The following is a 6,458-nucleotide window of genomic DNA, read 5'->3' as shown; positions in this document are numbered from 1 at the left end:
CCCTGGGCTTTGGCGCCTTTCTGGGCCTGATCGCGGTGCTGGTGCCGGCCGCGCGCGACTGGCTGGGCGACCGCGGGCTGCTGGTGCTGTCGGCCGTTTCGGGTCTGGCCGACGTGGACGCGATCGTGATTGCCCTGGCGCGCCAGTCCGCCGAGACCGGCCTGCCCACCCACACCGCGGCACTGGCCATGGGGCTGGCCGCCCTGAGCAACACCCTGGTGAAAGCCGGCATCGCCTGGAGCACCGGCGGCACCGCCGTGGGGCGCCCGGTGCTGTGGGGCACCGCACTGGCCACCCTGGCCAGCGTGCTGGGCACGGCCGCCGCGTGGGCCTGGGCCTGAGACCAATGCCCCGGTGCGGTGCGGGATAATCCCGCCCCATGTCTGACATCGTTTCTGAAGTGCGCCGCCGCCGCACCTTCGCCATCATTTCGCACCCCGACGCCGGTAAAACCACGCTGACCGAGAAGCTGCTGCTGTTCTCGGGCGCCATCAACATCGCCGGGTCCGTGAAGGCGCGCAAGGCCGCGCGCCACGCCACCTCCGACTGGATGGAGATCGAAAAGCAGCGCGGCATTTCCGTGGCCTCCAGCGTGATGCAGATGGAATACCGCGACTGCGTGATCAACCTGCTCGACACCCCCGGCCACCAGGACTTCTCGGAAGACACCTACCGCGTGCTGACCGCCGTGGACGCGGCGCTGATGGTGATCGATGCGGCCAACGGCGTGGAACCGCAGACCCGCCGCCTGTTGCAGGTGTGCCGTGCGCGCAACACGCCCATCCTGACCTTCGTGAACAAGATGGACCGCGAGGTGCAGGCGCCGCTGGACGTGATGGACGAGATCGAACGCGAACTCGGCATGACGGTGGTGCCCTTCACCTGGCCGGTGGGCATGGGCAAGCTGTTCCACGGCGTGTACGACCGCCGCAGCGAGCAGATGCGCGTGTTCGCCGCCGGTGAAGACCGCGCCGGCGGCGACGAGGAGGTGCTGGCCGGCCTGGACAACCCGGTCACCGCCGAGCGTTTTGGCCTGGAATGGACCCAGGCCAAGGACGAAATGGAACTGGTCGAAGGCGCTTCGCCGGCTTTCGACGAAGCCGAATTTCTGGCCGGCAAGCAGACGCCCATGCTGTTCGGCTCGGCCATCAACAACTTCGGCGTGCGCGAGGTGCTGGACGCCCTGGTGGACCTGGCACCGCCGCCCGGTCCCAAGCCCGCCATCCAGCGCACGGTGGAGCCGGTGGAGCCCAAGTTCAGCGGCGTGGTGTTCAAGATCCAGGCCAACATGGACCCGGCGCACCGCGACCGCATCGCCTTCGTGCGCGTGGCCAGTGGCCAGTTCACCCGCGGCATGCCGCTGAAGGTGGTGCGTTCGGGCAAGGTCATCAAGCCCAACACCGTGGTGACCTTCATGAGCCAGCGGCGCGAGCTGCTGGACGAGGCCTACGCCGGCGACATCATCGGCATCCCCAACCACGGCGTGCTGCAACTGGGCGACACGCTGACCGAGGGCGAGGCGCTGCAGTTCACCGGTCTGCCCTTCTTTGCGCCGGAAATCATCCGCAGCGTGGAAGTGGCCGACCCGCTGCGCGGCAAGCAACTGAAAGCCGGCCTGACCCAGCTGGGCGAGGAAGGTGCCATCCAGGTGTTCCGCCCCATGGCCGGCAGCATTTTGATGCTGGGCGCCGTGGGCCAGTTGCAGTTCGAGGTGGTGCAACACCGCCTGGAAACCGAATACGGCGTGAAGGCGCGCATCACCCACAGCCCCTACCAGGTGGCGCGCTGGGTGACCTGCCCGCCCGAGAACGGCGGCGAGGTGGAGCTGAAACGCTTCATCGACGCCAACATCCACCGCATGGCCTGGGACGCGGTGGACGCGCCCACCATTTTGGTGGACCATGGCGCCACCCTGCGCGCGGTGGAAGCCAACTGGCCCAAGATCCAGTTCCACGCCATGCGCGAACACGCGGGGCTGGTGTTCCACAAGGCGGTTTGATGGGGATGGGCGGCTGTGTGACGTGACCCTTGGGGGGGTTCAGGCTGCCCGTGCCGCCCCAACCGGGCAGGCGCCCTGCCTACAATCCCGGGCATGTTGACACGCCGCACTTTGCTCTGCGCCGGCCCGGCCCTGGTGGCCACCCCCGGCATCGCACAAACCCGCCGGATCGGGCGCCTCGTCATCGTCGGCGGGGCCGAGGACCGCGTCCACGACAAACCCATCCTGCGCCGCTTCGTGGAATTGTGCGGCGGCCCGACCAGCCGCATCCGGGTGCTGACCGCGGCCAGCGCCGAACCCGAAAACGCCTGGGCCACCTACCAGACGGCCTTCGGCGAACTCGGCGTGCAGGATTGCGCCCACCTGGCGATCGCGGACCGTGCCGCGGCCGACAGCGAGGCCGTTGTCGGCCGCGTGCTGGAAGCCGATGGCATCTTCATTTCGGGCGGCGACCAACGCCGACTCATGGACCTGATCTGGGAAACCGAAACCTTCAAGGCCCTGCACACGGCCTTCCACCTGCGCGGCTGCTGCATGGGCGGCACCAGCGCCGGCGCGGCGGTGATGTCGCGCCACATGCTGGCACAAGGCGAAGCCACCCGCCTGCCGGAAAAGGACACGGGGGTGATGGACATCGGGCTGGGCTTCGTGGCGCGGGCCATCATCGACCAGCATTTTTCCGAACGCGGCCGGCTCGGGCGCCTGCTGTCGGTGCTGGCCGAACGGCCCCAGATGCTGGGGGTCGGCATCGACGAGGACACGGCGCTGGTGATCGAGCGCGGCTCGGCGATCGAGGTGATCGGCCGGGGCGCGGTGACGGTGGTGGACGGCCGCGGCATGCAGAGCAACGCGCAACTGGCGGACGAACGCGAACGGCTGGAGATGCTGGGCCTGCGCCTGCACCTGCTGCCGGCCGGACACCGCTACAGCGCCAACCCGGTCGTGCAACGCGCCACGGGCATGCCGCCGGCCTTGCGCGAAGCGGTCAGCATGCTGGTGGAGCCCGGGCCGATCCGGGGCTGAGCCCGGTTATAGACACATTCCATTCATACCATTTATACTGTTTACATCTTTCAACAGAACAGCAGAGGTGTACATGAGCAGCAAGGCACGGGAATCCGACAAGGCCAAAAAAGTCAAACTGGTCCGGGACAGTTTTTGCATGCCCAAGGACGAGTACGCGGCGATTGACGCGCTCAAGACCCGGGCGCTGGGTTTGTCGCTGGCGGTGAAGAAAAGCGAACTGCTGCGCGCCGGCCTGATGGCCCTGGGCAACATGAGCGACACCGCACTGAAACAGGTGCTGGCCTCGGTGCCCACCCTCAAGACCGGTCGCCCACCGGTCGAAGCCGCACCCACCGAACAAACGCCGGTGCCCCCCGCAAAAGCGGCCCCGAAAGCCGCCCGCAAGACACCGACCAAGGCCCAGGCGCCCAGCGCCCCCGCCGACGCGCCTGGGACGGCCGCCGCCTCCACGAAAGCTCCCGCCAAGCGCGCCCGCAAGCCCCGGACCGCCGTCGCCACCAGCACCCCGGCAGCGGTCTAAGACCACGCCATGCCGGTCATTGTCATCGCCAACCCCAAAGGCGGGGTGGGCAAATCCACCCTGTCCACCAACGTGGCGGGCTACCTGGCGCAGCAGGGCCGCACGGTGATGCTGGGCGATGCCGACCGGCAGCAATCGTCGCGCGGCTGGCTGGGCATCCGCCCCGCCGAAGCTCGCCCCATCGTCGGCTGGGACGCCTCGGACAGCGAGGTGCTGCGCCCGCCCCGCGGCACCACCCATGTGGTGCTGGACACCCCGGCCGGCCTGCACGGCAAGGGTTTGAAAGAGGTGTTGAAACGGGCCGACAAGCTGCTGATTCCGCTGCAGCCCAGCCTGTTCGACATGCTGGCGACGCGGCAATTCCTCGACGAGTTGCAGGAGCGCCGCCGCGCCGCGGACCTGGACATCGCGGTGGTGGGCATGCGGGTGGCGCAGCGCACCATCGCCGCCGACCGGCTCAAGGACTTTGTGGAGGGGCTCGGATTACCGGTGCTGGGCCACCTGCGCGACACACAAAACTACGTCCGCCTGGCCCTGCACGGCCTGACCCTGTTCGACGTGGCGCCGGGCCGCGTGGCCCGGGACCTGGAAGACTGGGCACCGATCTGCACCTGGCTCGACGGCCGCTGACCCCGGCCCAGGCCCGGCACCCAGGCGGCGCACACCCCACTGGCCGTCAACGGGTCATCCAGCGGCGGGCTCCCAGGCTGACCGCATCCACCAGCGCCACCAGCACCATCATGGCGCCCAGGAGGGTGGCCGTTTTGCCCATGTGGAACAGCCCCATGTGGAAGGCCAGCATCTGCCCCAGCCCACCGGCCCCCACCACCCCCAGCACGGCGGCGGCCCGGATGTTGTTCTCCCAGCGGTACAGGGTGTAGCTGAGCAACTGCGGCAGCACCTGCGCCCAGGTGGCATACAGAAACACCCAAACACCGCCCACGCCCTGCGCGCGCAAGGCATCACCCGGCCCGGGCGGGGCGTTCTCCACCGCTTCGGCGAACAGGCGCCCCAGCACGCCGGTGGTGTGCAGCGCCAGGGCCAAGGTGCCGGCGAAAGGCCCCAGGCCCGCGCTGATGAGGAGCAGGGCCGCCCACACCAGCTCCGGGATGCTGCGCAAAACATTGAGCAACCAGCGCGCGGGGGTGCGCGCCCAGGCCGCGTCGGCGCGGTGCCAGCGGCTGGCAGGCAGGGCCAGCAACAGGCCCGCCCCCGCGGCCAGCGCCGTGCCCAGCGCCGACATGGCCAGGGTTTCCCAGGCCGCCCAGGCCACCCGGCGCAGAAATTCCGGCTGGGTGTCGGGCGGAAAAAATTCGCCCAAAAAGCGCCCCATGTCGCGCAAGGCCGCCCAGGAGAAAAACTGCGCCCACTGCAGGTCGAGCGACCAAAAACTGGCCAGCACCAAGGCCAGCAGACCGAACACGAACCAGCAGACCCGGCAACGGGCGTGAAACCAGCCCGGCGGCATCGAGGGGGTGAGGGAGTCGCGAGGCTTCATCCCAGCACCTTGCGCAGCCAGGCGCTGGCCCGGTCGGCCAGGGCGACCAGCGCCACGAAAACGAGCAGCAGGGTCGCGACTTCGCCGCCGTTGAACATCTTCATGGCGTTGTCCATCTGCTGCCCCAGACCACCGGCCCCCACGAAGCCCAGCACCACGGAAGAACGGATGGCGCACTCCCAGCGGTACACGGTGTAGCTGGTGAGTTCGGCGGCACAGGTGGGCAACAGGCCGTAGAAAAAAGCCTGGGTCCGGCCGGCGCCGTTGCGCAGCAGGGTGTCGGCAGCGTGGGTGTCGCTGCTTTCCAGAATTTCACCGTAGACTTTGCCCAGCATGCCGCCGTAGGTGAGCGCGATGGCCAGCACCCCGGCCGTGGGCCCCAGGCCGACCACGCGCACGAACACCAGGGCCCACACGAGTTCGGGCACGCTGCGCAACACGATCAGCACCGCGCGCACGGCCTGGCGCAACCAGAACGACCCTGGGGCCATGCGCCCGCTCAGCGCCGACACCGACAGCACCCGGGTGGACAGCAGGGTCAAGGGCACGGCCAGCCCCAGTGCCAGGGTGACACCGGCGGAGGCCATGGCCACGGTGCGCCAGGTGTCCTGGGCCAGGAGCCACAGGAAATCGGGCGCCAGGGCCAGCGGCCAAAAGCTGGCGATGAACTGGCCGCTGACGCGCAGGCTGTCGGGCGCGAGCAGCAGCCAGGGGCGGAATTCGGTGGCCACCAGCAGGGGCCACAGCAACACCAGACCGGCGCCGCACCAGAACAAGCGGCCCAGCCAGGCCGGGTCGCGGTGCGGGACAGGGCGCCCAGACCGGGCCGCAGACAGGGAAAGCGACTGCATGGTGCGTCAGCGGCAGTGCATGACGACCGGGGCCGGCGCCGTCACGTCGGCAAGCGGCAGGGGCGTGACGCCCAGCAGTTCGTCTTCGTGCTGGGCGTACAACTGGGCCAGGCGTTCGCGCGTCACCTCGGCCGCGGGCAGATCGAAGGCGCAGCGGCCGTCGCGCAGCCCGACGATGCGGGGAAAATGCGCCAGCGCCACGTCCACCTGGTGCAGGGTGCACACCAGGGTAGCGCCGCGTTCGCGCGCGCCGTCCAGCAAGGTGGTCAGGGCCTGCCGGGCCCGCACCGGGTCGAGCGCAGACAGGGGCTCATCCACCAGCCACAGGCTGGCCGGCGCCAGCAGCAAGCGGGCCAGGCCCACGCGCTGGCGCTCGCCGCCCGACAGGCGATCGACCCGGTCGAACAGCTTGTCGGCCAGGTCGAAACGGTCCAGGGCCGCGAACGCGGCCGGGATGTCGTCGGGGTAGAACAAGGAGCGCAGGCTGCGCCACACCCCCAAAGTCGGCAGGCGCGCGGCCAGCACCGCCGTGACCACGCGCTGGCGCGGCGGCAAGGGCGGCAC

Annotated in this window: 8 protein-coding genes; 5 read left to right on the top strand and 3 right to left on the bottom strand. The window is 69.5% G+C overall.

Going from position 1 to position 6,458, the window contains the following annotated elements; all coding sequences use genetic code 11:
• From CON77_RS13320 to CON77_RS13300, 5 genes are all read left to right on the top strand, one after another.
• The coding region (locus tag CON77_RS13320) for a DUF4010 domain-containing protein (RefSeq protein WP_157826964.1) at nucleotides 1–341 on the top strand (341 nt) is incomplete at its 5' end.
• A gap of 38 nt (nucleotides 342–379) precedes the next feature.
• Nucleotides 380–1,999 (top strand): peptide chain release factor 3, encoded by a 1,620-nt coding sequence (locus CON77_RS13315; RefSeq protein ID WP_101049906.1) that lies wholly within the window; start codon nucleotides 380–382, stop codon nucleotides 1,997–1,999.
• 93 nt (nucleotides 2,000–2,092) lie between these two features.
• The gene (locus tag CON77_RS13310) at nucleotides 2,093–3,022 is read left to right on the top strand and encodes a cyanophycinase (protein WP_101049904.1); all 930 of its coding nucleotides are present in this window, start codon (nucleotides 2,093–2,095) and stop codon (nucleotides 3,020–3,022) included.
• Between the two features lie 73 nt (nucleotides 3,023–3,095).
• A complete protein-coding gene (locus tag CON77_RS15380; protein WP_198552381.1) occupies nucleotides 3,096–3,545 on the top strand; it encodes a hypothetical protein in 450 nt (149 codons plus the stop codon).
• Between the two features lie 9 nt (nucleotides 3,546–3,554).
• Nucleotides 3,555–4,175 carry a nucleotide-binding protein gene (locus CON77_RS13300; protein WP_101049902.1) on the top strand — a complete coding sequence of 207 codons (621 nt, stop codon included), beginning with the start codon at nucleotides 3,555–3,557 and terminating at the stop codon, nucleotides 4,173–4,175.
• A gap of 46 nt (nucleotides 4,176–4,221) precedes the next feature.
• Here CON77_RS13300 and phnE read toward each other — a convergent pair whose 3' ends face one another.
• The 3 genes from phnE to CON77_RS13285 all read right to left on the bottom strand — a co-directional run.
• Nucleotides 4,222–5,043 (bottom strand): phosphonate ABC transporter, permease protein PhnE, encoded by an 822-nt coding sequence (phnE, locus tag CON77_RS13295; RefSeq protein WP_101049900.1) that lies wholly within the window; start codon nucleotides 5,041–5,043, stop codon nucleotides 4,222–4,224.
• Nucleotides 5,040–5,894, bottom strand: a complete 855-nt coding sequence (locus tag CON77_RS13290; protein WP_101049898.1) for a PhnE/PtxC family ABC transporter permease — start codon at nucleotides 5,892–5,894, stop codon at nucleotides 5,040–5,042. The genes phnE and CON77_RS13290 overlap by 4 nt, the downstream gene beginning before the upstream one ends.
• A gap of 6 nt (nucleotides 5,895–5,900) precedes the next feature.
• A partial coding sequence (locus tag CON77_RS13285; protein WP_101049896.1) for a phosphonate ABC transporter ATP-binding protein occupies nucleotides 5,901–6,458 on the bottom strand: 558 nt, incomplete at its 5' end.

The sequence above is a fragment of the Macromonas nakdongensis genome (assembly GCF_002837145.1).
GTDB lineage: Bacteria > Pseudomonadota > Gammaproteobacteria > Burkholderiales > Burkholderiaceae_C > Macromonas_B > Macromonas_B nakdongensis.
The sequence above is the reverse complement of the archived record's forward strand: the minus strand, read 5'-3'. Positions and strand labels throughout refer to the sequence as shown.